This is a genomic window from Catenibacillus scindens, from assembly GCF_014202115.1.
GTDB lineage: Bacteria > Bacillota > Clostridia > Lachnospirales > Lachnospiraceae > Catenibacillus > Catenibacillus scindens.
In genome coordinates this window covers 76,061-101,672 of record NZ_JACHFW010000006.1, presented here as the reverse complement: position 1 = coordinate 101,672, position 25,612 = coordinate 76,061, and the positions used below count along the sequence as shown (strand labels likewise).

Annotated in this window: 22 protein-coding genes; 12 read left to right on the top strand and 10 right to left on the bottom strand. The window is 48.1% G+C overall.

The window, feature by feature from the left end; genetic code table 11:
* Positions 1–5: 5 nt before the first annotated feature.
* The 8 genes from HNP82_RS09030 to HNP82_RS08995 all read right to left on the bottom strand — a co-directional run bounded on the left by HNP82_RS09030 (position 6) and on the right by HNP82_RS08995 (position 9,586).
* Positions 6–1,772 carry a V-type ATP synthase subunit A gene (locus HNP82_RS09030; RefSeq protein ID WP_183773550.1) on the bottom strand — a complete coding sequence of 589 codons (1,767 nt, stop codon included), beginning with the start codon at positions 1,770–1,772 and terminating at the stop codon, positions 6–8.
* A gap of 122 nt (positions 1,773–1,894) precedes the next feature.
* Positions 1,895–2,461, bottom strand: coding sequence for a V-type ATP synthase subunit E (locus HNP82_RS09025; protein ID WP_183773548.1), 567 nt, complete (start codon positions 2,459–2,461; stop codon positions 1,895–1,897).
* Positions 2,458–2,781, bottom strand: a complete 324-nt coding sequence (locus tag HNP82_RS09020) for a V-type ATP synthase subunit F (protein WP_183773546.1) — start codon at positions 2,779–2,781, stop codon at positions 2,458–2,460. Before HNP82_RS09020 ends, HNP82_RS09025 begins: the two co-directional genes overlap by 4 nt.
* A 9-nt stretch (positions 2,782–2,790) precedes the next feature.
* Entirely contained in the window at positions 2,791–3,210 is a 420-nt protein-coding gene (locus HNP82_RS09015; RefSeq protein WP_183773544.1) for an ATP synthase subunit C, read from the bottom strand.
* Positions 3,211–3,266: 56 nt separating this feature from the next.
* Positions 3,267–5,237, bottom strand: a complete 1,971-nt coding sequence (locus HNP82_RS09010; RefSeq protein ID WP_183773542.1) for a V-type ATP synthase subunit I — start codon at positions 5,235–5,237, stop codon at positions 3,267–3,269.
* Between the two features lie 42 nt (positions 5,238–5,279).
* Positions 5,280–6,341 carry a V0D/AC39 family V-type ATPase subunit gene (locus tag HNP82_RS09005; RefSeq protein ID WP_183773540.1) on the bottom strand — a complete coding sequence of 354 codons (1,062 nt, stop codon included), beginning with the start codon at positions 6,339–6,341 and terminating at the stop codon, positions 5,280–5,282.
* Between the two features lie 4 nt (positions 6,342–6,345).
* On the bottom strand, positions 6,346–6,660 hold the full coding sequence (locus HNP82_RS09000; RefSeq protein WP_183773538.1) for a hypothetical protein: 315 nt from the start codon (positions 6,658–6,660) through the stop codon (positions 6,346–6,348).
* An 814-nt stretch (positions 6,661–7,474) separates the two neighbouring features.
* Entirely contained in the window at positions 7,475–9,586 is a 2,112-nt protein-coding gene (locus HNP82_RS08995) for a glutamine synthetase III family protein (protein ID WP_183773536.1), read from the bottom strand.
* Positions 9,587–10,138: 552 nt separating this feature from the next.
* Between HNP82_RS08995 and HNP82_RS08990 the strand changes: the two genes are divergently transcribed.
* The 3 genes from HNP82_RS08990 (at position 10,139) to HNP82_RS18035 (ending at position 11,152) form a co-directional block, all read left to right on the top strand.
* The gene (locus HNP82_RS08990; RefSeq protein ID WP_207720593.1) at positions 10,139–10,405 is read left to right on the top strand and encodes a hypothetical protein; all 267 of its coding nucleotides are present in this window, start codon (positions 10,139–10,141) and stop codon (positions 10,403–10,405) included.
* 196 nt (positions 10,406–10,601) lie between these two features.
* Positions 10,602–11,006, top strand: coding sequence for a DAPG hydrolase family protein (locus HNP82_RS18040; protein ID WP_330599511.1), 405 nt, complete (start codon positions 10,602–10,604; stop codon positions 11,004–11,006).
* Positions 10,895–11,152 carry a DAPG hydrolase family protein gene (locus HNP82_RS18035; RefSeq protein WP_330599510.1) on the top strand — a complete coding sequence of 86 codons (258 nt, stop codon included), beginning with the start codon at positions 10,895–10,897 and terminating at the stop codon, positions 11,150–11,152. Before HNP82_RS18040 ends, HNP82_RS18035 begins: the two co-directional genes overlap by 112 nt.
* 41 nt (positions 11,153–11,193) lie before the next feature.
* Here HNP82_RS18035 and HNP82_RS08980 read toward each other — a convergent pair whose 3' ends face one another.
* Positions 11,194–11,583 (bottom strand): hypothetical protein, encoded by a 390-nt coding sequence (locus HNP82_RS08980; protein WP_183773532.1) that lies wholly within the window; start codon positions 11,581–11,583, stop codon positions 11,194–11,196.
* Positions 11,584–11,875: 292 nt separating this feature from the next.
* Here HNP82_RS08980 and HNP82_RS08975 point away from each other — a divergent pair, with 292 nt between their 5' ends.
* The 9 genes from HNP82_RS08975 (at position 11,876) to HNP82_RS18030 (ending at position 24,926) form a co-directional block, all read left to right on the top strand.
* Positions 11,876–12,439, top strand: coding sequence for a GNAT family N-acetyltransferase (locus tag HNP82_RS08975; protein ID WP_183773530.1), 564 nt, complete (start codon positions 11,876–11,878; stop codon positions 12,437–12,439).
* Positions 12,440–12,464: 25 nt separating this feature from the next.
* The gene (locus tag HNP82_RS08970) at positions 12,465–12,857 is read left to right on the top strand and encodes a TIGR04076 family protein (RefSeq protein ID WP_183773528.1); all 393 of its coding nucleotides are present in this window, start codon (positions 12,465–12,467) and stop codon (positions 12,855–12,857) included.
* A 16-nt stretch (positions 12,858–12,873) separates the two neighbouring features.
* Positions 12,874–13,359: a P-loop NTPase family protein gene (locus HNP82_RS08965; RefSeq protein WP_183773526.1), complete on the top strand. Its 486-nt coding sequence runs from the start codon at positions 12,874–12,876 to the stop codon at positions 13,357–13,359.
* A gap of 291 nt (positions 13,360–13,650) precedes the next feature.
* Positions 13,651–14,688 carry an NAD(P)H-dependent amine dehydrogenase family protein gene (locus HNP82_RS08960; RefSeq protein WP_183773524.1) on the top strand — a complete coding sequence of 346 codons (1,038 nt, stop codon included), beginning with the start codon at positions 13,651–13,653 and terminating at the stop codon, positions 14,686–14,688.
* Positions 14,689–15,139: 451 nt separating this feature from the next.
* On the top strand, positions 15,140–16,753 hold the full coding sequence (locus HNP82_RS08955) for a CTP synthase (RefSeq protein WP_334298274.1): 1,614 nt from the start codon (positions 15,140–15,142) through the stop codon (positions 16,751–16,753).
* Between the two features lie 26 nt (positions 16,754–16,779).
* On the top strand, positions 16,780–21,303 hold the full coding sequence (gene gltB, locus HNP82_RS08950; RefSeq protein ID WP_183773520.1) for a glutamate synthase large subunit: 4,524 nt from the start codon (positions 16,780–16,782) through the stop codon (positions 21,301–21,303).
* Positions 21,304–21,320: 17 nt separating this feature from the next.
* Positions 21,321–22,856 carry a glutamate synthase subunit beta gene (locus tag HNP82_RS08945; RefSeq protein WP_183773518.1) on the top strand — a complete coding sequence of 512 codons (1,536 nt, stop codon included), beginning with the start codon at positions 21,321–21,323 and terminating at the stop codon, positions 22,854–22,856.
* Between the two features lie 244 nt (positions 22,857–23,100).
* Positions 23,101–23,640 (top strand): VOC family protein, encoded by a 540-nt coding sequence (locus HNP82_RS08940; protein WP_183773516.1) that lies wholly within the window; start codon positions 23,101–23,103, stop codon positions 23,638–23,640.
* A 62-nt stretch (positions 23,641–23,702) separates the two neighbouring features.
* On the top strand, positions 23,703–24,926 hold the full coding sequence (locus HNP82_RS18030) for a GNAT family N-acetyltransferase (protein ID WP_243164709.1): 1,224 nt from the start codon (positions 23,703–23,705) through the stop codon (positions 24,924–24,926).
* Between the two features lie 63 nt (positions 24,927–24,989).
* Here the strand turns inward: HNP82_RS18030 and HNP82_RS08925 are convergent, their stop codons facing one another.
* Positions 24,990–25,448, bottom strand: coding sequence for a hypothetical protein (locus tag HNP82_RS08925; protein WP_183773514.1), 459 nt, complete (start codon positions 25,446–25,448; stop codon positions 24,990–24,992).
* Positions 25,449–25,612 lie beyond the last annotated feature (164 nt).

Genomic DNA, 25,612 nt, shown 5'->3' with positions numbered 1-25,612 from the left:
CCTTTCTATGCGTTTTCATCCATGAGACGCTGATAGAAAGCGTCGATATTGTCATGGTATTCATTAAATTTGTCCAGCTCATCGTTGCCCACGTTATATTTGATGGAAATGATTTCTTCAAAGATCCGGTCCTCTCTTAAAAGGGACATGGGCATATTCAGGCCGATGAGAGCTTCACATTTGTCGTAGAGATAGAGAATAGTCTCCATCATTTTTAACTGTTTTGCCAGAGGCACGTAGGTATCGGAAGGGTGGTAGGCATTCTGCTGCAAAAATCCAAGGCGGATGACCCTGGCGATCTCCAGTACCAGTTTCTGGTCATCGGGCAGAACGTCGCTGCCGATAAGCTTGACAATCTCATTTAATTCGCTCTCCTTTGTGAGAAGGGCAAGAATCCGTGTGCGGCAGGGAATGAAATCTCTGCCTACATGGGTTTCATACCATGGGGTGAGATCCCGCACATATTCACTGTAGCTGGTGAGCCAGTGGATAGCCGGGAAATGTCTGGCATAAGCCAGGGATTTGTCCAATCCCCAGAAGCAGCGGACGAAACGTTTGGTGTTCTGGGTGACCGGTTCGGAGAAATCACCGCCCTGGGGAGAAACGGCACCAATGATGGTGACAGAGCCTTCCATCCCGTTTAATGTCTCCATAAATCCAGCCCTCTCGTAAAAGGCGGAGAGGCGGGAAGCAAGATATGCAGGAAAGCCTTCTTCCGCAGGCATTTCCTCAAGGCGCCCGGAAAGTTCACGCAAAGCCTCGGCCCAGCGGGAGGTGGAGTCGGCCATGATGGCTACGTGATAGCCCATATCCCGGTAATACTCAGCCAGGGTCAGACCGGTATAAATACTGGCCTCACGGGCGGCCACAGGCATGTTGGAGGTGTTGGCGATGAGAGTGGTTCGCTCCATGAGGGAGTTGCCCGTCCGGGGATCTTTCAGCTTGGAAAAATCTTCCAGCACTTGAGTCATCTCATTGCCACGCTCACCGCAGCCGATATAGATAATCAGATCCGCGTCGCACCATTTGGCGATCTGGTGCTGAGTCATGGTCTTTCCGGTACCAAAGCCTCCGGGAACCGCGGCCGTACCGCCCTTGGCGATAGGGAACAGTGTATCAAGAATACGCTGACCGGTGATCAGGGGACGGTCAGAGGGAAATCTCTGGCGGGTTGGCCGGGGGACGCGGATCGGCCAGTGCTGAACCATAGTCAGGGGTATTTCATGGCCGGAATAGTCGGTCAGGGTGGCGATGACCTGATGAATGGTGTAGTCGCCGTCAGGGACAACATTTTTAATAGTTCCTGAAAGATTTGGCGGTATCATGATCCGGTGTTCCAGGGCGTGGGTTTCGGGAACGGTGGCAATGACGGTGCCGCCGGTGACTGCGTCCCCGTCTTTGACGGTCATGTGTGTGGGCCATTTTTTTTCACTGTCCAGAGATTCGACAGAAATGCCCCGGTCAATAAAGGCGCCGGAGTGTCTGGCAATCTCGCTTAAAGGCCGCTGGACGCCGTCGAATATATTTCCGATAATTCCAGGGGCCAGGGTGACGGAAATAGCGTCGCCGCTGCCAATGACTTCCTCCCCTGGCTTTAAACCTGTGGTTTCTTCATATACCTGGATAATGGTCTGACTGCGGCTTAACGCGATGACCTCGCCCACTAGCCGGTCTTTGCCCACGTAGACCATTTCGGACATTTTAAACCCCGGATCGCCTTTGACATAGATCACAGGGCCGTTAATTCCATAAATTTTTCCAGTGATTGTCATGATGTCCTCCTGTGGGCCGCGCTGTTGTGACTGGCGTGAAGCTGCCGTATCACAGGGCGCGCGGCGTCAGATAGTTACTATTCACAGTACCCTCCGCTTCAAATCGACTGTGAATAATAACATCAGATTTTAAAGTTGTTTTTTTCTTCCTCCAGCCGTGTGGCGTAGGAATAATCAATTAAAATATTTTTCGAGGGAACTTCGGCCCGGATGCCGCCGATAAAATCCTGGCTGCTGACAGAGATTTTTGTCCGGCAGCGCTGCTCCAGTTCCGGGATCAGACCGGAATCTGAGGCGTCCACATAGATGGTCACCGGATGGTTTTCCACCATGGCGAGAATCTTTCGTATATGAACTTCCAGACTGCGGATATATTCTGGATCTTTTTTGTATTCAACAAGCATATCAGTTACATCAGAAAAAATCTTTTCCTTTACCTGGTGATGTTTTTCGCCGATATCCCGTTTGATTTTGTTTTGCTCCATAGAAAGAAGACGATTGTGTTCCCTCCGAATCTTGTCTGTCTGGGTGACGATATAGGAGTCCCCCTCTTTCTTGACTTGCTCGATTTTGCTGTTATAAATTTTTTCAAGAGACTGACGGTACTGGGCCAACATGACACTGCCCTGGTGGCTGGCTTCGGCAATAGCGGAGTCCTTAAAAAGCTCCAGTTTTTCTTCAAGGGTCATTTTTCCTCCTCCTGTACCTTTACGCCAATGGCTTCATTGACGTAATCCATAATAAAGTTAGGGCTGCGCCCTGTGCCGTGGCGGTCCGGGATAGCAACCACAATAGGCAGGCGCCGGTTCAGTTTAATGTCTTCGATAATATCGGGGAAATGGCTGCCAAGCAGTTCAGTGATCAGCAGCACCCCGATAGTTTTATCCGCCAGCACCCGTTCAAGCTCCCGGCGGAGCGGTTCCCGGTCGTGAACTACAACGCCCTCAACGCCGGCCAGGCGCATACCGGTTAATGTATCAACGTTATCACTGATTAAATACATGCGCATAAAATCACCTTAATTCAGGATAAGGAAGGAGATCAGAAGTCCGTACAAGGCTACACCTTCGGCAAGGGCAACAAAGATCAGGGCCTTACCCATGACAGAGGAGTCCTCACTTAAAGCGCCGAGAGCCGCGCTGGCGGAAGATGCCACGGCAATGCCGGCGCCGATGGTGGACATACCTGTGGACAGGGCGGCGGCAATATAGCGAAGTCCCTGGGATATGCCGGACGCGGCATCTGCAGTCTCAGCGGCGTTGACGCTGCCTCCGAAAAGCATAATATTAGCAACGACAATGATGGCGAAAAAGGTGGTGATATTAATAGCCAGAGTAGTCTTTAAACGCCCTTTTTTCCGTTCGCCCAGAAGAAAGGCCATAAATGGGATAAAAATACTTAACATAAGAGCCGCGATGAGTATAATTTTTGCGATCATTTTTTAATCCTCCTGTGGTATTGGTGTCTTACACATAGTTATAACATTGCCATGTTTCAGGCTGCCTTTGAGTTTTTTTGCGGAGTGGGGACGGGTGCCGCGTAAGGCTTAAATTCTCTGCCTGTCCCGCTGTAAAAACGGCTGAACATTTCATAGTATTCCAGACGGAGTACCTGAATGCCTACAATAAGCCCTTCAAGGGCGGAGATTAGTATGTTTCCAAAAATAACAATAACGATGCCCGCCGGTGTGGCCGCGTTTTCAATATTGGAAAGCATCATGACAACGCTCATCATGCCGGCGTGGCTTAAAGCGAAGGCGCCGACACGGATAAAGGATACCGAGTTGGTCACAAAGCTTAAAAGAATTTCGATCAGTTCAAAAATAGATTCGACAACAAACATGACCGGGCCTTCATGGAGATGGACTTTCTTTTTGTTGATCGCATCCTGCAAAGGCTGGGCAAAGGCAATGGCAAAGAGGCATATGATGATCAGCGCCACTAAAAGTGCCATAAAACGTGTGGGCCCCATAGCCGGGATCAGTTTTGTTACAAGAATATAGATCACAGCCACATAGAAGATAAGGCCGGTCAGACCGTTGGTTCCAATTAAGGCCGCACCCGGATTTTTCTGGCGGATGCAGTTAATGATGTTGATGATCATAGCCACGATGATTAGGCCGACACCAAAGCATATGGCCAGGATGAGGGTAGTCATAATATTCTCCGATTCCATTGGCTTCATCCACACAGTGGGCAGCACATGTTCAAAGCCGAAGAAGCTGCCGTACATAAATCCGAAAAATACGGAAAAGAGGCCGCAGAAGGAGATGATCCCTGCAATGTTCATATGTTTGATCCGGTAAAGCAAAAATCCTCCGATGACCAGACAGGCGCCCTGTCCCACATCGCCGAACATGATGCCGAACATAAAAGCGTAAGTCAGAGCCAGAAATTTGGTGGGGTCAAGCTCGTTATAGGCGGGAAGGCCGTACATGGTCACAAACATCTGGAAGGGTTTAAAGATCCCCCGGTTGGACAGCCGGGTGGGCGGTTTCGCGGTGGGGGACTGATAATCGTCCTCGATGAGGATATCCACATCTTTGTCGCCCTTCATATCTTTTTGGAGGGCTAGGGCGTCTTTTTCCTCCATCCATCCGCACAGAATATAGAAAACTTCCTGACGTTCCCGGGTACAGGCGGCACGCTTGCGGATATCAAAGTGCCGGGATATATTCTGGAGGACACTGTAGGCTTCGTTTATTTCCGCGCGCCGCTCAAAGTACAGGTTGGAAAGTTCAAGGCTGCACTGGGTGATCTGCTGGCGCGTCTGTTCCAGCTTTTTCTGGATGGCGCTCCGGGCTTCTTCCGGCGTTCCTGTAATTTCTCCGGAAAGATGGATGCGTTCAAAGTGCATGGAAGCAAAGATAGCGTCCACTTTTACAAAAGTTGCCTGGGGAGCGAAGTACACGCCCCAGACGTACTGGGAGTCCCGGCTGCTTTCATAAAAGATGGTGTTTAAATTGTCGTAGACATATTTTGAAAAAGTATCAAAATAGTTGAGAGCGATCCTTCCAAAACGGAATTTAATAAACTTAAATTCAAGGATTTTTGAGATAGGAAAATGAATTCCGCAAAAGGGTGCGATCTCATCTAAAAGTTCCAGATAATGGGTTTCTGACGATTCCAATTCCTGTTTTTGCTGGGAAAGCTGTCCGCTTTTTTCACGTATGGAAGCAATGAGATTTTTCGAGCTTTCCAACAGTTCCCTTGCGCTGCGGCCGCAATTCACTAGGGGGAGATGATCCGGATCCCCGTGGTTGACTATCTGCGCCATATCTCTGAGTGTGGCCACTGTTTCTTTATAAGGATTTTCTTCAATAAAGGGCGTCAGCGTGTGAGTGTCACCCAGTTCTGAAAGGGCATTTTCAAGATGAATCGGGTAGCGCAGCAGATATTTTTGTGTAACCCGGTCAATATCTTGCTTAGGGCCGGTAATATTGACAAATTTCATCTTTGCGATCATAGTATGTCACCTCCTGAGTCGTATTTAGACCGTCGATTTTTGTCAGGTCGACTGTACATATCTTAAAGTCTGATCCGCGTCAAGGCCGTAGCGTATACATTCCATGGCCGTGGTCAGACGGTTGATTTCTTCTTCTCTTAAAAAAAGATATTCTTCAATAACAGCCAGAGAGTAAGGATATTTTCTGGCGGCCTGGCGGCGCAGATTTCTCATGATCTCCTGATACATCCGCCACAGGGCAGTGTCTGAGTCCGCTGCGCTTTGTTCCACAGAAGTCAGGGCGCGGCCGTAGAAGGATCTGCCCAGGAGTTCCCGATACTCGTCAAGTGTTTCGCTTTCAATAAGCCTTCGGATATATGAAGGGGTGAGACGGAAGTGAACCGGGATCAGATTGCTGTACATTTGTGAGGGTTCTACCTGATAGAAGCGTTTTGAACGGTAGATCCATAAAATGTTAAGCAAGTCGATCTGTGTTCCGTAAATTTTAGTCATCTGTTCCAGTTCCCATGCTTTCAGGACTTTGTCCTTTAACTTCCAGAGAAATTTGAAAAAATAAATATCCAGGGCAAGCTCGTAGTCAAACAGGCTGACGTCCGTCCGGTCTTTCAGGGCCTTCAGCAGAGGGTAGTAGTCGCTGTGTTCAATGACCTCAAAAAATTCATCCAGACTTTTGCACCGGGAAAGGGCATCCAGGGAAATGCTGGACTGATCCCGGAAATGGGGCGGGATCAAAGATGTATCAAAGAGAATATCCCGGTGATCAAAGATCAGGTGGAGAAATGTTTTGACAATCTGAATCTCATAGCGCCGGAAATAAACTTTCAAGAACTTCCGTTGGTCAGGGCCGGCGAAAGCGTAAATGCGGGCATAATCGTCATACAGTGCTAACTGGAGCAGTTTTTCAATCTCTCCCCTGTGCAGGACTGTTTCCGGAACACTCTCAAAGACTTTTATATAGGAAGGAACTGTTTTGATCCAAGAGAGAAATTCCGGGACAGACTGCATAGAAGCGATGTTATAATAAGCCTCCCGGTCAAGAAGCCGTCCTTTCATGGCGCGGACCTTGGCGGATATGCCGCTGTAATTCATAAGGGCGTTATTCATAGGCTCACGCTCCTATAATCCGTGAGAAGATCTCCCGGACATACTTGTCATGGTTAGTTTTATAATTCTCATCCAGGGCAGCCAGATCTTCCTTTGCCTGCAGGGACAAGTTGTTGATCTGTCGGGCGTTTTCTTCGTCCAGTTCCCGCGTAAGGGCTTCCATGTGGCTCTGGCACTGGGACTGGATCTGATCGGACATGATCTGGGCCTTTTCGTCAAATTCTTTTGCAAGGGCCTTTTTGCGGGCCAGGGCGTTTTCCATAATCTGGCTGGCTCTGGTGTCAATACTGCTGAGGGTTTCGATAACATCGGTTGTCAATGGCCATCACCTCCAAGTTCAATGCTTTTATAGTAAACGACAAATATATTTGTCGTTTATCTCAAAACCTCCGGGGGATGCGCACGATTTTTGCAAGGAAAGATCTGCGCTTTGCGCAGCAAAAACCGGCGCAGGAAACGTCATAATAAAAATTATTATGACGTTTCCTATAGTTTATAATACTACTTTTTCCGGAAAAAAGCCAAACAATTTTGGTAAACTTTGCCATGTCTTTGGACGTTTGATCCGCCGGTACTTTTTCAGATCAAAGCCATAGAAAAAAGCAGGTATTTCCGGATAATTTCTGGAAAACCTGCTTTTTTCTGACATTTTATTCCTGCGGGCAGTGAGCCAAGCGAACGCGCTCGCACGTCCATTTGGCGAACGCCGCGAGGGTCAAATACCCCGCCCCCCTGGGGCGCTGCTAGTTTGATGCTCCGTTGCTTACAGAGGGGTATTTGACTTTAAGGATGAAAAAACGGCGCGTTGCCGGCTAAGCCGGAACGCGCCATTGCGTAAGGAAAATGTGACTGCCGCAGGAATCCGCTGTTAAGCGAAACTCCTGAGACAATTTATATAAAGCAGCGGCTCATAAAAAACCTTGCCTGCTTTGCTGTGAACACTTAGCGAGTCCGAGGGCTATCTGCAAGATAGCACGAAAGACGAGCTTAGTGAGAACGCACATCGCAAACCTTAATGAGCCCGAAGGGCAAATTTAGTTTTGCGATGTTACCCGTAACGAACACTTAGCGAGTCCGAGGGCTATCTGCAAGATAGCACGAAAGACGAGCTTAGTGAGAACGCACATCGCAAATTATACAGAGAACAGAAGCTGATCGTATGTAGGGTACGGAAGGTATTCGTCTGGGATCTTAGCTTCAGCTTCATCTGCTGTCTTGCGCAGTGAATCCATGATTGGCAGCATTTCGTTGAGGCAGGTATTTGCAGCATCCTGCATGGAATCCATGCCGCTGATCTTCTCATTGATATGGGCGAGAACCTCAGTGATGGAGCCAAGACCGGAGCTTAAAGTTTCATAGGCGCCGGATAGACTGGAAACAAGAGACTCTTCACTGGCTGTGGATACAGAAGGCATGAATGCTTTCTTTGCGGCGGCGTTTTTAGCCACATCCGCAGCATAAGTGGAAATAGCGGGAAGGAAATCTTTGGCGAGCATTTCATGGAGTGTCTTTGCCTCGATCTCGATCGTCTTGACATAATTCTCCAGTAAAATTTCATAGCGGGAGAAGATTTCTTCCTTTGTGAAGATATGATGTTCAGTCAGGAGCTTCACGTTCTTATCGGAAATAAATTCTTTCAATGCTTCCGGTGTGGAAACAAGATTGTAAAGTCCGCGGCGTTTTGCCTCCTCAACCCATTCCTCAGTATAGCCGTTGCCGTTAAATAAAACTTTTTTATGTTTGCGGATAGCCCGCTTGATCAGTTCATGGACGGCTTCTTCCATATGTCCCGGTTCAGCCTCTTTCAGTTCCTCATAGAACTGTGCCAGAGCTTCTGCCACAGCAGCGTTGAGAACCATGTTGGGGTTCGCTACGGAAGCGCTGGAGCCAAGCATACGGAACTCGAACTTATTGCCGGTGAAAGCAAATGGTGATGTACGGTTTCTATCTGTTGTATCTTTGGTGAAATGAGGAAGAACATGAGCGCCAATATCCATCTGGATTGTTTCATGTTTTCCAAAGTAACGGTCTTCCTCAATGGATTTGAGAACTTCAGTCAGCTCATCTCCAAGGAAAATGGAGACAATTGCCGGCGGCGCTTCGTTGCCGCCGAGACGGTGGTCATTGCCGGCTCCCGCAACGGAGATACGCATAAGGTCAGCATAATCATCCACTGCTTTGATGACAGCCATGAGGAATACGAGGAACTGGATATTCTCAGCCGGGGTTTTTCCTGGATTTAACAGGTTGTCGCCGGTGTTGGTCGTCAGTGACCAGTTATTGTGTTTGCCGCTGCCGTTAATGCCTTCAAACGGTTTTTCATGGAGCAGGCATACAAGTCCATGTTTTTCTGCTGTCTTTTTCATCAGCTCCATAGTAAGCTGATTGTGGTCAACAGCAACATTGGCGGTCTCGAAGATGGGAGCCAGTTCATGCTGTGCCGGGGCAACTTCGTTATGTTTGGTCTTGGCGGGAATGCTGAGTTTCCAAAGCTCTTCGTCAAGATCATGCATATATGCGGATACACGGGGCTTTAATGCGCCGAAATAATGATCTTCCATTTCCTGTCCTTTAGGAGCGGGGGCGCCGATGAGTGTGCGTCCGCAGAAAATAAGATCCCGGCGTTTATTATATAATTCTTTATCAACAAGGAAGTATTCCTGTTCTGGTCCGACGGTGGCGTTGACGCTGGTCACGTCATCCCGGCCCAGAAGTTTGAGCATTTTAACAGCCTCTTTATTTAACGCTTCCATGGAACGCAGAAGCGGTGTTTTTTTATCCAGAGCCTCGCCGCTGTAAGAGCAGAATGCTGTGGGGATATACAGTGTATTATCTTTGATAAACGCCGGGGATGTGGGATCCCAGGCGGTATAGCCTCTGGCTTCAAAGGTAGCGCGAAGTCCGCCGGATGGGAAACTGGATGCGTCTGGTTCACCCTTTACAAGTTCTTTTCCTGAGAAATCCATGATTACATCGCCGCTGTCTGTAGGGGAAATAAAGCTGTCGTGCTTTTCAGCGGTATAACCGGTCATGGGCTGGAACCAGTGAGTATAGTGGGTTGCGCCATTTTCAACCGCCCATTCTTTCATAGCCACAGCAACGGAATTAGCTACATCCAGTTCCAGATGAGTGCCGTTTTGAATGGTCTTTTTAAGGGCTTTATACATATCCTTTGGTAATTTGTTGCGCATAACCTTATCATTAAATACGAGACTGCCATATAATGCAGGGATGTCTTTTGACATAGGGAACACTCCTTTCACTTCATTCACAAGAGGTCCGGAAGCCGGGAGAGAGAAAAGGGCTTCCGGAATAGAAAAAAAGGCGCCCTGGATAATCCAGAACGCCTTTGCTCTATGTTCGTTAGTATACTCGAAAAAAAATATTTGTCAAGAGATTTTTTGAAAAAAATTTTGTAACAGTGAACAGTAATAACAGTTCAGCCATCAGGGATGGGCGGAGCGCCGGTTCATGAGCAAAGGGGCGGCGTAAGCCGCGGGTCAGCGCGGCACAGCGCAGGCACGGGCTGAACTGCCGCAAAATTTTCCTTGCGGAATATATAAAAACCAGGTATAATAGCTATGGACAATTAAAGGGTGCTGTATATACAGCATCAGGTTTCCTGACAATAAATGTCACTCTGCTACTGTCGGACGGCGGAGGGGACATTTATTTTTTTGTCATGGGAAATTTTGTTTCCTGTGGCATAAAAACCGCTCTGATTTAGCTCGCGCTGCGGCAGAGAAGAAAATGTCGCCGATGCGGCCCGCAGCAGGCGGAGAATCCTGGCATTCAGAGTGGTTAAGCCTGGGGATCGTCCGATTTTTATTATTTTCGCTATCCAGATTTTTACGGTGGTGTGTCAGGTGGCTTTGGCCAGTATCCTTGGGGTGTACCATGGGTATGGCTTTACAGAACAGATTATTCCCAATTATCTGCTGACTTACTGCAGAAACTTTATTATGGTCCTTCCGGTGCAGCTTTTTATCGCAGGGCCTGCGGCCCGGTGGTTGTTTCGCCATATTTTTGTGGGAACCCAAAGAAGTGAAGCTGTTCAGGGGTAATATTTATATCTATTTTCCATTCATTTATGTGCGATATGTGATAAAATATGGAAAGGGAATTGGGTGGAACTGTAACAAATTAACAGATATAGAACAAAGAAAATTAAGGAGGGTAATCATGGGGAAATGAGTTCCAATTACAGAAGAACAGAAAAAATTATCTTACGCAAAATATTTTTACAGGCCCCTGGCGCCTGTGCCTGAGAAAAATCTTCAGGCAGCGCGATCTGGTCCTGTGGATGTGTCAAAAGCGCTGAAAATTCAGGATCGCAACCGCTTGTTTGAACCAGGATATCTGGATACGGAGACCGGCTATTGTATCATGGATGACGGCACAGGCTTTGTGGCTAATCTTTTGCAGATGCCGGGAGTTACGGGAGAGATGTTTGACTGGTGGTTTGCCTGGCATGGGCTAGGGGAGCTTCGCTATTCAATCTGGGATCCGGAAGATCATTACGACGCCCGCAGCCTGGATAAAGCGGTGGGAAGATGTCCGGCCCTACCAGCGGCGAGACGTCAGAGGTTATGTGTCATTTTATCAGGGAAACAGCTGATGGGGTGGAACTGCGGACCAGGTTTTGGATGGGGTGGACCATTGTAGATCAGAAAGCTGTCAAAACGCTGCCTGACGGCGTGCGTATCCCGGAAATCGCGGCCCAGACCCTTCTGTTCCATAATATGAAAGAATTTGCCAACCTGGCGTCTTTTCTGCCGGAAATTTTTGCGGAAGAAAAAAATAACTGGTAATATTTTTAAAACTGCCTTCGGGATTTTTGATTCCGGAGGCATTATTTTATCTTTCCATGTCTCAGAAGCTCAAGAACAGCGTCCTCTGTCTCAAGATCATAGTCGCCGGTAAATCCATGGCGATGATAGACCAAACCTTGGCCCATATTATTTTCGATATATGAAATGAATTTTTCAAGACCGTCTTCTTTGATACAGCGTATAAATGCACGGATTTTAACATTGTCCAAGGTATGCATATCTATACCGCAGGGACTTTCCGTGCATTCCCAGCAGCCGTTCAGATTTTTGGAGGAGCAGCAGTTATATTGAAAGCATCCCCTGGCAGAGCTTTGTTTGCTACAATGGTTTTCAAATTTACAGTTGCAGTCTCCTTCAGGATGGCATAAGCCGCAGAGAAGGCCGCAGTATGCGATTGAGTTTTCGGTCATAGTGTATACTCCTTTGTTATAAGTTGATTTTTTATCCTTGAGGTGAGACTGGCTCTGTGATTCTGTTATTTCCTCTGATAAGCGTTTTGGAATTTAAAATCTTTATAAGATCACTTCTGGTACAAGCCTGATATTATCATAATATATGGCATCAGGTTTGTATATCTTTATTTTCAAGATCATAGTCGCCGGTAAATATTTTTATAGTGCGTTTAGGCTGAAAATAAGGTAAAATAATTAAAAGAGAAGGAGATATGCCGGATATTTGTGATGAAAAGATTGGAGATTAGTGATGACACTGGAATTGAATGCAGAAGGATCATGGGAAAAATACGCGCTGCCGGATGAGAAGTTGTGGGAGCGCTTTGAATTTAGAAGTATTGGCCCGGAGGAGGGGGAACAGGCGGCCCAAATTGAACAGATATGTTTTCCGCCAAATGAAGCCTGTACAAAGGAACGTATGCTCAAGCGTGTTGAAAATGCGGCAGGGCAGTTTCTTGTAGCAGTGGACAGGCAGACGGGAAAACTCGCCGGATTTTTAAATGGACTGGCGACAGATGAGGGCACATTGAGAGATGAATTTTTTACGGATATAACCCTTCATGACCCTGCCGGAGAAAATGTGATGATCCTTGGCCTGGATGTGCTGCCCTCATACCGGGGGCAGGGCATTGCCAGGGAATTAATGTATGAATATTTTCGCAGGGAGAAAGCCCATGGCCGCCGGAAGATCATATTGACTTGTCTTTCGCAAAAGGTGGCAATGTACCGGAAAATGGGGTTTGAAGACCGGGGGATTTCTGAATCTGCCTGGGGCGGCGAACAGTGGCATGAGATGGTGTTTAACATTGATTAAGCATTTCTATAGGGAGGAAGAAAGAATGAAACATAAGGTGAGAGTAACGGTACTTGACACAAAACTGTATCCAGAGATTCAGCAGGAATATTGCGCGGATCCGGCATCCGGCGTCTGTCCGTGCTATAATCCCGGCGATGAGTTTGAGTTTTACCGTGACGGTGAGAGGGACGATTTCTGGCATATGGGACTGAATACACTGACAAAGACAAGTCATGACCCTGAGACGATTGCCGGAGGCCCCAAACTGCCGTTTTGTTCGGAAGCATGGGATGCTATCGCCCGGTATATTTATACGGGGCTGCAGGGCGGTTCCATTATGAAGGGCTGGATGAAGGAAGAAAATACAATGATTACCTGCTGTTCAGACGGGACAAGGCCGGTGATTTTCAAAATTGAGAGAATTGATTATGAATAAAAGGATAAAATAGAAAATGGAAAAAGTCATTGTCATTGGCTGCCCTGGGGCAGGGAAAAGCGTCTTTAGCAGGAAGCTCAGAGATAGAACCGGGCTTCCCCTTTATTATTTGGATATGTTGTGGCATAAACCGGATAAGACCAATGTGTCTTCGGAGCAATTTGACGCCGGACTAAAGGAAATCATGGAAAAAGACAGGTGGATCATTGATGGAAATTATCTGCGGACGATGGAAAGGCGTATTCAAATGTGCGATACTGTATTTTTGCTGGATTATCCGCTGGAAATATGCCTGGAAGGCGCAAAGTCCCGGATCGGAAAAGAAAGAGAGGATTTGCCGTGGAAGGAAACGGTCTTTGATGAGGAATTTCGGCAATGGATTCTGGACTTTTCCAGGGATCAGCTTCCGGTGATCTATGAATTGCTGAAAAAGTATAAAGAAAAAAAGATTATTGTTTTTCGGGCACGGGAGGAAGCTGGGAAATATTTGAAGAATCTGTAAAAATGGGTATATCTTTTTGCCGCCTGTACATACTAAGCAGTAGCCGTCTATTCGGGAAATCGGAGTGTAATGCAGTACGCAGGGATTTGCCCAGGAAGCTCTCAGTTGAAACCGGACAAAATCCTGCGCCAAAACTCACTCGCGGGTCTTGAATAAAAAGGGCTTGACCTTATACCAGGAATAACCTTTATAATGAAATTAACACTGGTAGGTTAAAGATATTGGGCTAAAGTTCTTTGAACCTGATATCGTGAAAAAAGCCTGAAAGGGCGCGCAAAAGGAGGTATTTTTATGGTGAATCTTGAAAAGATCCGTGTTGTGCAGTATGGCTGTGGAAAGATGAGTAAGTACATTCTCCGCTACCTGTATGAAAAGGGAGCCGAAATCGTTGGGGCGATTGATACAAACCCTGAAATCGTAGGGATGGATGTAGGCGACTATGCCGGCCTGGGGGTTAAACTGAATATTCCTATCCGCTCCGACGCGGATGAGGTACTGGATGAGTGCGATGCGGATATTGCCGTGGTAACACTGTTCAGCTTTATGAAAGATGTAATGCCTCATTTTGAGCGCTGTCTGTCCAGAGGGATAAATGTGGTCACTACCTGTGAGGAGGCCATTTACCCGTGGACTACCGCCGCTGCCATCACTAACCGTCTGGATAAGATGGCTAAAGAAAATCACTGTACCATTACAGGTACGGGAATGCAGGATATTTTCTGGGTGAATATGATCGGCGCTGTAGCCGGCGGTGTTCACAATATCCGTAGGATCGAAGGCGCGGTCAGCTACAATGTGGAAGATTATGGATTGGCGCTGGCAAAGGCCCACGGCGTGGGGCTGACGCCGGAAGAGTTTGAGGCGCAGATTGCCCATCCGGAAGTGCTGGAGCCGGCCTATGTGTGGAACTCCAACGAGGCGTTGGCAAACAAACTGGGTCTTACCATTAAATCTATCAGCCAGAAGAGTGTACCTTATTTTTACGATACAGATTTATGGTGTGAGACTACTGGTGAGACGATCAAAAAAGGCAATTGTATCGGCATGAGCGCGGTAGTAACTACAGAAACTTTCCAGGGGATCACTATTGAGACACAGTGTATCGGAAAGGTTTATGGACCGGATGACGGGGATATGTGCGACTGGAAGATTTTGGGCGAACCGGATACAGAATTTCACGTGGTTAAACCTGCCACGCCGGAACATACATGTGCTACTCTGGTTAACCGTATTCCTACCATCTTAAACGCTCCCGCCGGCTATATTACCGCAGAGAAGCTGGACGATGTAGAGTATCTTACATGGCCGATGCATATGTATATTGATTGAAGATTACTGATCTATTGAAACAGTGTTGAGCCGGGGCCTTTCTGTTCATCGGGAAGGCCCCGGCTCTGATGGCTGAAGGCGTGAAGTAACCGTTCAGCTCGCGCCATTCGCAAAGTCGCGCTGACGCGCTGACCCGCGGCTTACGCCGCTGCTTTGCTCATTATCGGGCGCTCAGTTCATGAGGGATAAGGCGGTCTGATTCTTATGCAAGCATAAATCATCCCGCCTTATCCCTCATGGCTGAACGGTTACAAAAATTTTTCTTTACAAACGGAAAAAAATAAGGTATAGTAATATGCATTAATAAAAAAATGGTGACAAAGGTGTCAGAACAATGTAATTGGGAGAGATTACAGTGGTTCTGACACTTTTTTGTTGCCGTCAGCGCACCGCGCACTGCATATAAGCAGATGGAAGATCACTGCCTGTGTGCCATAACAAGGAGGAAAATGTGATGGTAAAGTATGTTTTTGTAACCGGAGGCGTTGTCTCCGGACTTGGAAAGGGTATTACGGCTGCGTCCCTGGGGCGGCTCTTGAAGGCCAGAGGCTACAGGGTGACTATGCAGAAGTTTGATCCCTATATTAATGTGGATCCGGGGACTATGAATCCTATCCAGCATGGTGAAGTGTTTGTCACAGATGACGGTACAGAGACCGACCTGGATCTGGGCCACTATGAGCGTTTTATCGACGAAAGTCTTGACAAAAATTCCAACGTGACTACAGGTAAAATATACTGGTCCGTACTTCAGAAGGAACGTCACGGGGATTACGGCGGGGGAACGGTACAGGTGATCCCTCACATTACCAACGAAATTAAAAGCCGTTTCTACCGGGCAAAATCCCCGGATGAGGAGCGCATCGCCATTATTGAGGTGGGCGGCACAGCGGGAGACATTGAAAGCCAGCCGTTTTTGGAGGCAATTCGCCAGTTTCAGCATGATGTAGGCCATGAAAACGCCATTTTGATCCATGTCACCCTGATTCCTTATCTGAAAGCTTCCGGCGAGTTAAAGACAAAACCTACTCAGGCCAGTGTAAAGGAACTTCAGGGTATGGGGCTCCAGCCAGATGTGCTTGTATGCCGCAGCGAATATCCTCTGGGGCAGGATATTAAAGATAAAATTGCCCTGTTTTGTAATGTTCCCGGCAGCCATGTTCTTCAGAATCTGGATGTGGAGTATCTCTATGAAGCACCTCTTGCCATGGAAAAAGAACATCTGGCTCAGGTTGTCTGCGAATGCCTTCAGTTGGAATGTCCAAAGCCGGATCTTGGCGACTGGGAAGCCATGGTGGACGCTCTCAGACATCCGAAGACAGAAGTGGAGATTGCCATGGTCGGCAAATATGTTCAGCTCCATGACGCCTATTTAAGCGTGGTTGAGGCATTAAAGCACGGCGGTATCGCCAGCCACGCCAACGTGCATATCCGGTGGGTAGATTCAGAGGATATTGTGGACGAGGCATGCTGTAAAGAACTTCTTGGCGGAGTGGACGGTATTTTGGTGCCGGGCGGTTTTGGCACACGGGGAACGGAAGGAAAAATTATGGCGATCCAATATGCCCGTGAGAACAAAATCCCATTCCTTGGCATCTGCCTTGGAATGCAGTTGGCCATCGTAGAATTTGCCCGGAATATTCTTGGCTATCACGACGCTAACAGCATTGAGCTGGATCCGGATACCATGCATCCGGTCATTGCCCTGATGCCGGAACAGGACGGTGTGGAAGATATTGGAGGAACTTTGCGTCTTGGCGCTTACCCATGCGTGCTGACAGACGGCACAAAGTCCATGGAATTGTACGGACAGAAAGAGATTTCCGAGCGCCATCGCCATCGCTATGAAGTCAATAATGACTATAGAGATAAATTGAAAAATAACGGCATGACCCTGGCCGGACTTTCACCGGACGGACGTATTATTGAAATGATCGAGCTGAACGACCATCCGTTTTTTATCGGCACTCAGGGACATCCGGAATTAAAATCCCGGCCAAATAACGCCCATCCCCTTTTCCGTGGATTTATCGCGGCGGCCGTAAAATACAGAGAGAAAAAATAATGTAAGAAAGAGAGGATTTTTCAAATATGAGACAGGCTACCCGTCAAAGCGGTCTGTACCGCCCTGAATTTGAACATGATAATTGCGGTATCGGTGCCATTGTCAACAGCAAAGGACAGAAAAGCCACCGTACCGTGGAAAATGCGCTGAAAATTGTTGAGAATCTGGAACATCGCGCAGGAAAGGACGCTGAAGGAAAGACCGGTGACGGCGTTGGTATCCTGCTTCAGATTTCACATAAATTCTTCTCCAAAACATGCCGCAGCCTTGGCATTGAACTGGGGCCGGAAAAAACTTACGGTATTGCCATGCTTTTCTTCCCTCAGGACGAATTGAAATACAACCAGGCCAGAAAAATGTTTGAAGTGATTGTGGAAAAAGAGGGCCTTTCCCTTCTTGGCTACCGGGAAGTTCCGGTCTGCCCGGCAGTTCTCGGACAGAAAGCCAGAGAATGTATGCCCCGGATTATCCAGGCGTTTATCCAGAAGCCGGAAGATGTGGCTGTGGGACTTGATTTTGACCGCAAACTTTACATTGCCCGCCGTATTTTTGAACAGAGTAATGACAATACTTATGTTGTCTCTATGTCCAGCCGGACTATTGTATATAAAGGTATGTTTTTAGTGGGACAGCTGCGCACTTTCTTTGGGGATCTTCAGGACGAGTCCTATGAATCAGCTATCGCTATGGTTCATTCCCGTTTCAGCACCAACACGAACCCAAGCTGGGAGCGGGCACACCCCAACCGTTTTATTGTTCACAACGGCGAGATCAACACCATCCGGGGAAATGCCGACAAGATGCTGGCCCGTGAGGAAACCATGGCCTCCCCTTATTTTGAAGGGGAGCTTCACAAAATCCTTCCAGTAGTTAACACCAACGGTTCCGACTCAGCTATGCTTGACAATACTCTGGAATTTTTGACTATGAGCGGTATGCCCCTGCCCCTGGCGGTAATGATCACCATCCCTGAGCCCTGGGCCAACAACCCGGCAATTTCCCAGGATGAGCGGGATTTTTACCAGTATTATGCCACAATGATGGAGCCCTGGGACGGCCCGGCGTCTATTGTATTTTCCGACGGCGAGCTGATGGGTGCGGTTCTTGACCGGAACGGCCTGCGCCCGTCCAGATATTATGTCCTTAAAAACGGCGATGTAATTCTGGCCTCCGAGGTAGGCGTTCTGCCGGTGCCTGAGGAAGAAATCGTTTTAAAAGAGCGCCTTCATCCGGGCAAAATGCTCCTGGTGGACACCCGGACCGGGGAAATTTTAGATGACGCCCAGGTGAAAGAAAAATATATGGCAGCCCGCCCTTACGGCGAGTGGCTGGATTCCAACCTTCTGGAACTTAAAAATATTAAAATACCTAACATGCGCATGGAAGAATACACCTTCGAGGAGCGCAGCCGCCTTCAGAAAGCCTTTGGCTATACTTATGAGGAATTTCGCAAGTCCATTTACAGCATGGCTTTAAACGGCGCGGAAGGGACGGCGGCCATGGGAGATGACACGCCTCTGGCAGTATTATCCACAAAACATCCCCCTCTGTTTAACTATTTTAAGCAGCTTTTCGCCCAGGTAACGAACCCGCCCATTGACGCTATCCGGGAGGAGATCGTCACAAGCACCTCTGTGTATGTAGGTAAGAAGGGCAATCTTCTGGAACAGCGCCCGGAAAATTGTCAGGTGCTTAAAATCAATAATCCCATCCTGACAAACACGGATATGCTGAAAATTAAAAATATGAAGGCCGACGGCTTTAAAGTAGCTGTAGTGCCCATTACTTATTATAAGAGCGCCAACCTCAAGCGGGCCATCGACCGCCTGTATGTGGAGGTGGACAAAGCTTACGCTGACGGGGCCAATATCCTTGTCCTTTCAGACAGGGGCGTGGATGAAAACCATGTGCCTATGCCGTCTCTGCTGGCGGTGGCCGCAGTGCATCAGCATCTTGTTGTGACGAAAAAACAGACGTCCATGTCACTGATCCTGGAATCCGGTGAGCCAAGGGAAGTTCACCATTTTGCAACCCTTTTAGGTTACGGAGCCACCGCGGTGAATCCTTATCTGGCTCTGGAATCTATCCGGGAGCTTATCGACGAAAAAATGCTGGATAAAGATTACTACGCGGCGGAAAGTGATTACAATTCCGCAGTTCTCCACGGTATTGTAAAGATCGCTTCCAAAATGGGTATTTCCACCATCCAGTCCTATCAGGGCTCTAAGATTTTTGAAGCCATCGGCATTTCCCCGGAGGTTATTGACACCTATTTTGCCGGAACTGTCAGCCGTGTGGGCGGCATTACCCTGGACGATATTGCAAAAGAAGCTGATGAGCGCCATTCTAAGGCATTTGATCCACTGGGACTTGGCACAGATCTCACACTGGACAGTATGGGATGGCACAAAATGCGCAGCGGCGGCGAGGAACACCGGTATAATCCCGAAACTATCCATCTCCTCCAGCAGTGTACACGGGAAGGCAGCTATGAACTTTTTAAGAAGTTTTCAGCTATGGCAGATACTGAGCGCAACGGTTATCTGCGCAGCCTGATGGAATTTGATTATCCGGAAAAAGGTATTCCCCTGGAAGAAGTGGAGAGTGTGGATGAGATCGTAAAACGGTTTAAGACCGGCGCCATGTCCTACGGCTCTATTTCCGAGGAAGCCCATGAGACACTGGCTATCGCTATGAATCATCTTCACGGCATGTCCAACACCGGCGAGGGCGGCGAGAGCGATGAGCGTCTGGATTCTGCGGGAAGCGATGTGGACCGCTGTTCTGCCATTAAGCAGGTGGCTTCCGGACGTTTCGGCGTGACCAGCCGTTACCTTGTCAGCGCCCGTGAAATCCAGATCAAGATGGCTCAGGGAGCAAAGCCTGGCGAGGGCGGACATCTCCCGGCGAAAAAGGTTTATCCGTGGATTGCCAGGACCCGTCACTCCACCCCCGGCGTGAGTCTGATCTCACCGCCGCCTCACCACGATATTTATTCCATCGAGGATTTGGCTCAGTTGATCTATGACTTGAAAAATGCCAACAAATACGCCCGTATTTCCGTCAAACTGGTGTCTGAGGCCGGCGTGGGAACTGTTGCCGCCGGTGTGGCCAAAGCCGGGGCTCAGGTTATCCTTATTTCCGGTTATGACGGCGGTACCGGAGCAGCTCCGGAAAGCTCCATCCACAACGCCGGACTTCCCTGGGAGCTTGGCCTCGCGGAAACCCATCAGACTCTTATCCAAAACGGTCTGAGAGAGCGGGTGCGTATTGAGACCGACGGCAAGCTGATGACCGGCCGGGATGTGGCGGTGGCCGCCCTCCTTGGCGCCGAGGAATTTGGTTTTGCCACAGCGCCCCTGGTAACTATGGGCTGTGTGATGATGCGTGTGTGTAACCTGGATACATGTCCGGTAGGTATTGCCACCCAGAATCCCCAGCTTCGCAAGCGCTTTGCCGGAAAACCGGAATACGTGGAAAACTTTATGCGCTTTGTGGCTCAGGAACTTCGGGAATATATGGCCCGCCTCGGTTTCCGCACACTGGATGAGATGGTCGGCCGCAGCGATATGCTGAAAGTGAAAGAAAACTGCCAGTCTCCGGCCGCTTCCAAAGTGGATCTTGGCGCTATTTTAGGCGATGGACAGAACGTGATCTTTAATCCGTCCAAAGTCTATGATTTCCAGTTAGAGAAAACGCTGGATGAAAAAGTGCTGTTAAAGCGGTTTAAAACCGCCATTGATAATGGAACAAAGGCGGAACTGTCTGTGAATGTGAGCAATACGGACCGTACTTTTGGTACCCTTCTGGGCGCTCAGATCACAAGAGAGCATAAGGAGGGACTGCCGGAAGATACGCTGACCATTCACTGCAAAGGCGCCGGCGGACAGAGCTTTGGCGCGTTTATCCCATCGGGTCTGACACTGGAACTGTGCGGCGATACCAACGATTATTTTGGAAAAGGTCTTTCCGGCGGAAAGCTTATTCTGTTCCCGCCCCAAGACGCCGGATATGTGGCTGAGGAAAATATTATCGCCGGAAATGTGGCCTTATATGGCGCTACATCAGGAAAGGTATTCATTAACGGTGTGGCCGGCGAGCGTTTCGCCGTGCGCAACTCCGGCGCATGGGCTGTTGTGGAAGGCGTAGGCGAGCATGGCTGCGAATATATGACCGGCGGCCGGGTTGTTGTCCTTGGAAAAACAGGGAAAAACTTCGCGGCAGGTATGAGCGGCGGTATTGCCTATGTTCTGGATGAAAACAATCATCTTTACAGAAACTTAAATAAAGATATGATTTCCATTGAGAAGGTGGAAAATAAATACGATATTCAGGAGCTTCGCGAAATGATCCGGGAGCATGTGGAAGCTACCGGCTCTCAGAGGGGCAAAAAGATCCTGGACAATTTTGAAGAATATCTTCCCAAATTTAAAAAGATCATCCCCAATGACTTTAAGCGCATGATCGCGTTAAGCTCAAAGCTTGAGGAAAAAGGAATGAGTACCCAGCAGGCACAGATGGAAGCTTTTTATGAAAGCTTCGCGAAATAAGCAGGAGGTGAACGGACATGGGTAAATCAACAGGTTTTTTAGAATATGAACGCAAGGATGCCACGTCTGAGGCTCCGCTTACAAGAATCAAGCACTTTAATGAGTTCAAAACGCCTCTCTCCACTCAGGAGCAGAGCCGGCAGGGTGCCCGCTGCATGGAGTGCGGCGTGCCCTTCTGCCAGTTCGGAGGTTTTGTGGGGAGCATGACCTCCGGATGCCCGCTCCACAATCTGGTTCCGGAAACCAATGACCTGGTTTACACAGGAAACTGGGAGCAGGCGTACCGCCGGCTGGCTAAAACCCACTGCTTTCCTGAATTTACAGGGCGGGTGTGCCCGGCGCTGTGTGAAGCTGCATGTACCTGCGGCCTTCACGACGCTCCAGTAGCCACAAAAGAGAATGAGAAATCCATTATTGAACGTGCCTTTGCCTCCGGCTGGGTGGAGGCCTGCCCGCCGAAAATCCGCACCGGAAAGAAGGTTGCTGTTGTGGGAAGTGGCCCTTCGGGGCTGGCGGCAGCCATGATGCTCAACCGCCGGGGACACTCGGTCACTGTATTTGAGCGCAGCGACAAGATCGGCGGACTTCTTCGCTATGGTATTCCTAACATGAAGCTGGAAAAATGGGTTATTGACCGGCGCGTAGCCTTAATGGAAGAGGAAGGCGTTGAGTTTAAAATCGGCGTGGACGTTGGCAAAGATATAAAGGCCACCCAGCTTTTAAAGGACTATGACCGGGTGATCTTAGCCTGCGGCGCCTCCAACCCAAGGGATATCAGCGTGCCTGGAAGGGACGCCAAAAATATTTACTTCGCCGTTGACTTTCTCGGCGCGGTGACAAAAGCACTGACAGAGGCTAAACCCGGAAGCGTGGGTGATGAGGACAGCCGCAAAACTTATATGGTTCCGGACAAAAAGGACAGTCTGTGCAATTTTGTCAAAGGAAAAAATGTCCTTGTTATCGGCGGCGGCGACACAGGTAATGACTGTGTAGGCACATCGGTGCGCCTTGGCGCCAAGTCCGTGGTGCAGCTTGAAATGATGCCGATGCCGCCAAAGGAGCGCGCGGCCTCCAATCCGTGGCCAGAGTGGCCAAAAGTCTTAAAAACTGATTACGGCCAGGAGGAAGCCGCCGCAGTCTACGGCAAAGATCCCCGTGTATACCAGACCACTGTGTCTGAGTTTATCAAAGATGAAAAAGGCAATGTATGTAAGGCTAAGATTGTCAGCCTGACGCCTCAGAAAGATGAAAAGACCGGCCGCACGGCTATGGTACCTGTGGAAGGCTCTGAAAAGCTGATGGACGTTCAGCTTGTTCTCATTGCCGCCGGTTTCCTGGGAGCCCAGAAATATGTCGCCGACGCTTTTAAGACAGCCACAGACGGCCGGAGTAACATTGCGGCCAACGATGTGGATTATAAAACATCCACAGACCGGGTATTTGCTGCCGGCGATGCTCGCCGTGGCCAGTCCCTTGTCGTGTGGGCCATCCATGAAGGACGGGAGGCCGCCAGAGCTGTGGATGAGTCTTTGATGGGCTATACAAATCTGTAATAACAGTTCAGCCATCAGGGATAAGTGTTGTGAAACCTGTGAAAAAACCTGTTTTCGTTTTTTCACAGGTTTTTTATCATAGAAAACTACGTTTTTTATGACAAAAAATACTCCGTTTAAGGAGAGATATAGGGAAAATTTCTGAAAATGCCTGTCCTGGCCGCAGAGAGTATTTTCTTGTTCCTTTCCGGAAGGTTTGATATAATCAAAACAAACTGACTATTTTGATCGGAGAGGAGTAATTATGATTAAGATCTGTTCGTATTCACATATTGGGTTTAACGTGAAAAATATGGAAAAGATGTTGGAGTTTTACTGCAGCAAGCTGGGTATGAGGGAAAAGTTTACGCTGACAACGGACGATATCCTGGATTTTTCCCGCTATGAGGAGTCTCAGGGGATTGTGCCTTCGCCTCATTCAAAGGTGTATATTGAGTCTGCCAAGGCTCATCCCGGACGGCCTCTGATCACTTACGTGGAAATGGCGACAAACCAATTCCTGGAGTTTTTTTATTGTTACGAAGATTTGAAGGACTGCCCGGAAATGTCTCGATATTACGGGTACCAGCATTTGGCGATCCAGGTGGAGAATCTGGAAGATACATGGGAGACAATTATTAAAAATGGTATTGTGCCGGATTCACCTATAAATATGGGCCCGGATTTTACAAAACAGTTTTGGGTTCATGATCCGGAAGGCAACCGGATAGAATTTATGGAATATACATCCCGGTCGTTTCAGGTCCTTGGACACAGGCGGGATGGCGCGCAGGATTTTTGTTAAATAATATCTGCGTTTTAAACAGAAAACAAGTACAACAAACATTATAGAGAAGATTATTTAAAATGACAGAGGAAAGAACAGATAAGTCAGAGTATAATATTGTCCATCTTCCCAAAGAACAGTGGGAAGGGGAAATTTTGCCGATGGGATATACAACGCAGTCATACTTTGATGTAGATCTTTCGGAGAATGATTGTGGATATCATATTAAAATTTCAAAGAGGACTGTGGATAAGTCCATTACACATACGCCGGAAGAGTATGATTTCCCGGACCGGCTGTATCAGCCTCACTGGGAAAAAGCTTTTGCCTGGGGGATCGTGGATGATGTGGGGGAAAAGCCCAGACTTTTGGCGGCTATTGAAACATGTCCGGAGGAGTGGAGCAATCGGCTGGTGGTGACAGAGCTGTGGGTTCACGAAGATTTACGCCGTCGTGGAATCGGACACAGGCTGATGGCTGTAGCTAAAGAGCAGGCCCGATTAGAACACCGGCGCGCTGTGATTTTGGAAACTCAGTCCTGCAATACGGCGGCCATTGCTTTTTATCAGAGTGAAGGCTTTAAGCTTATCGGTCTGGATACCTGCTGTTACAGTAATCAGGATGTTGAGCGCCGGGAAGTACGGTTTAATATGGGATATTTTTTGAGGAAAGACCGGAAAGTGGCAGAAAAAGATATAGTGATCCGACCGGAGCGGCCAAAAGAGTACAAAAGGGTGGAACAGATGGTTTTAGATGCTTTTTGGAATAAGTACCGGCAGGGGTGCAATGAGCATTTTCTTGTACATCAGCTTCGTAAGCAGGATATCTATCTTCCGGATTTGTCCAGGATTGCTGTCATTGGTGATGAGATTGTTGGAGCTATTTTTTATTCTAAAAGTCTTCTTGAGAACGACCATGGCCGTAAAGAGATACTGACCTTTGGCCCTTTATGCGTGGCGCCAGAGTGGCAGGGCTGCGGTGTGGGGGAACGGCTGCTTAAAGAAACTCTGGAACTGGTGGGAAAGGCCGGATACGAAGGGGTGGTTATTATGGGTGAGCCGGATTACTATCCGAGATTGGGATTTAAGACATGTGACCATTTTGGAATAACGACGGCTGAGGGAAAAAACTTTGACGCCTTTATGGGAATTGAACTCGTTCCCGGCGGACTGTCAGCCTTCGGCGGCCGTTATATTGAAGCGGAATTCTTTGAAAGTCTGTCTGAAGAAGAAAATCAGGTGTTTACTAAAGGTTTTGAGACGCCCGGAATGCAGAAATTTCCAGGGCAGTGGAATGACAAATAACGTAAAGAGGCCGGGTTTTACCCGGCCCCTGCACTGTTTACGAGATGTCTGCTGAGAAAAGGACTATAAGGTCAAAGTCTTCTTTATAGCTTCGATTTCTGCAATGGGAAGCTCTGTCACCTTGTGGATCAGGTCGAAGACAGCATTGACGTCAGGGTGATGGAAGATATAGCTGCTGGTATCACAGATCTGGAGTAGATTCAAGGAATAGTCGTTAAAGTAACATTCCAGTTCCGGAGCCATGGGGAGCATTATGTCCTTTAGACATTTAGGACCGTCCCATGGGATTTCGCTGTAGTAGGCAACAATGGTGAAGACTGGATGGAGACGGTCAGTCTTTTTAAATCCAGAAAGAAATTCTGTGTTAGAAATCCGTTTTTCTCTTTTGTTATTTTTTGCTATTTGGGAGTATTCTTTAAAGTAATTAAGCCCGTCATAAAGAAGTATACGCAGAGGCATGGCATAGTGAACGTGGGACTGGTTTTCCAGCCCAAGAATGACAAACTCAGCTCCCATGCCCATCTTTTTTACCACATCTCTGTTGCGGTTAAGAATATCCCTCCTTTGAGATGTCTCTCCAGTAAGATTATTTTAACATAAAAAATATAAAAATAACACCGAAAAAAGCCCGATGCTATTGTTTTATTCTGCCTTTTTCGATGAAAAATGAGCGATTTCGAATGTTT